Raw genomic sequence first — 2,193 nt, 5'->3', positions numbered from 1 at the left:
GGCACGGCACGCGGGAGCGCGCCCAGCGAGTTGCCGTCCAGGTAGATCACGTCGTCGAGGATGAAGGCGTCGCGCTTGGCCCGCAGCCGGTCGGCCGCGTCAAGCGCGGCGGCCTCGTCGCTCAGCGCGGAGCGGGACAGACGGGTCTCGGCCGGACCGGACGCGGCCGAATCGGACGCGGCCGCACCAGACGCGGCGGGACCGGAGTCGGCCGCACCAGACGCGGCGGGACCGGAGTCGGCCGCACCAGACGCGGCCGGACCGGACCGGGGACTCCTCGGCGCGGCGCCCGCCGCCCCCGTCGGGATCGTCGCGTCAGACATGGCTGCGCGCCGTCCACAGCTCGGGGAAGACCGTCTTGCCCGCGCGCTTCTCCAGCCAGGCGACCCCGGCCGAGCCGCCGGTGCCGGTCTTGGCGCCCATCGCCCGTCGGGTCGCCACCAGGTGGTCGTTGCGCCAGCGCCACACCAGCTCGGCGACCTCGGTGAGCGCCTCTCCGAGCCGGACCAGCTCACCCTCGCGCGGGCCGGAGTAGATCTCCTCCCAGACCCGCTCCACCCCCGGATCGGGTTCATGGCGCAGGGCGGGATCGCGGTCCAGCGCGGCGGCCGGGACGGCGAGGCCGCGGCGGGCCAGATAGCGCAGCACCTCGTCGTAGAGGCTGGGCTCGGTCAGCGCCTTCTCCAGCTCGGCGTGGACCCGCGGCGCGCCCCGGTGCGGGACGAGCATGGACGCGGACTTCTCGCCGAGCAGGAACTCCAGCCGCCGGTACATCGCCGACTGGAAGCCGGAGCCCTCGCCTAGCGCGGAGCGGTACGCGTTGAACTGGCCGGGGGTGAGATGGGCCAGCGGCGTCCAGGAGGCGTTGAGCGACTCCAGCTCGTAGGCCGAGCGCTGGAGCGCGGCCATCGCCGTGGGCAGATCGTCCTCGCGCAGCGCCTGCGCGGCGGTCTGCCACTCATGGACGAGGACGGTGAACCACAGCTCCATGACCTGGGTGGTGACCAGGAACACCATCTCGCCAGGGTCGTCGGAGAGGGGGCGCTGAAGGTGGGTGAGCACGGACGCCTGGACGTAGTCCTCGTACGGGGTGGTGCCGTCGAAGTCCAGATGGGGGGCCTCGAACTCGGCCCCGCTCGGCGTGGTCCCGCTCGGCGTGGTCCCGCTCGCGGCGGTCCCGCTCGGGGAGGCCCCACTCGGCGTGGTCCCGCCTGGGGTGGCCTGGGCCGGGGCGGCGTGGTCAGGGACAGGCTGCTGCGACATCGCATCTCCTGAGTACTGCTCGCTACCGGGTAGCGGTCCGCCCCATCCTTTCGGTCTCGGAGCCCCGGTCCCCTCGGGACCCACATCCGAAGGGGCCCGCACCGCATCATCCGCGCCGTACGGACGATCGGCAAGTACGGAAGGGGCCCGTGGGGCGTACGACACCCCACAGGCCCGGTACGTCTCGTTACCTCTCAGGAGAGCGTGTCCGCCGCGGTGGGGGAGCTCTCGCGCAGGAAGGTCGAGCAGCGCTCGTACTCCTCCTCCTCGCCGATGGACTGCGCGGCGCGCGCGAGCGCGTGCAGGGCGCGCAGGAAGCCACGGTTGGGCTCATGCTCGAACGGCACGGGACCGTGGCCCTTCCAGCCGCTGCGGCGCAGGGCGTCGAGTCCACGGTGGTAGCCGGTGCGGGCGTACGCGTAGGACTCGACCACCCGGCCGGCCTCGAACGCCTCGTCGGCGAGCTGGGCCCAGGCGAGCGAGGAGGCCGGGTACTTCGCGGCGACCTCGGACGGGGCCGCGCCGGAGGCGAGCAGCTCCCGTGGTTCCGGGTCGTCGGGCAGATGGGTCGGGGGCGGTCCCCCGAGCAGATTCTCGTGAATGGCCATGGGTTCCAGTCTGCCTGGTCCGGGGCCCCATCCGACACGCTCAAGCCACGTGGTCCGCAGATCGAGGGGCACGTCCCGGGGAGCGTCACGGGGGCACGTCCCGGGACGCGTCCGGCGACAGGAGGGGTGAAGAGGGCGCGGGTCAGGTGTCGGAGCGTCGCTCGCCCGGGTCCAGGGGCGGCGGCGCGGACAGGTCGCCCGGGTCCAGGGGCGGCGCCGCCACACCGCAGTGGTACGCGCACTCAGGGCGGCACAGCAGCCCCTCCGGCCGTACGGCGCCCTCGGCACGTTCCACCGGCACGGCGGCGCCCGGCTCGGCCCG

2 protein-coding genes and 2 pseudogenes are annotated in these 2,193 nt (G+C 74.1%); all 4 read right to left on the bottom strand.

Translation table 11 applies throughout. The features are described 5' to 3' along the window. Positions 1–323 (bottom strand): annotated as a pseudogene (locus KN815_RS51115) (hypothetical protein); the annotation flags it as partial. Next, the gene (locus KN815_RS40470; RefSeq protein WP_216346785.1) at positions 316–1,263 is read right to left on the bottom strand and encodes a tryptophan 2,3-dioxygenase family protein; all 948 of its coding nucleotides are present in this window, start codon (positions 1,261–1,263) and stop codon (positions 316–318) included. The gene KN815_RS40470 and the pseudogene KN815_RS51115, both read right to left, overlap by 8 nt. Positions 1,264–1,457: 194 nt before the next feature. Next, entirely contained in the window at positions 1,458–1,871 is a 414-nt protein-coding gene (locus KN815_RS40465; protein ID WP_201854057.1) for a DUF3151 domain-containing protein, read from the bottom strand. Positions 1,872–2,013: 142 nt separating this feature from the next. Next, a pseudogene (locus KN815_RS40460) lies at positions 2,014–2,193 on the bottom strand (MFS transporter); the annotation flags it as partial.

It is taken from the genome of Streptomyces niphimycinicus, from assembly GCF_018883605.1.
GTDB classification, from domain to species: domain Bacteria; phylum Actinomycetota; class Actinomycetes; order Streptomycetales; family Streptomycetaceae; genus Streptomyces; species Streptomyces niphimycinicus.
The sequence above is the reverse complement of the archived record's forward strand: the minus strand, read 5'-3'. Positions and strand labels throughout refer to the sequence as shown.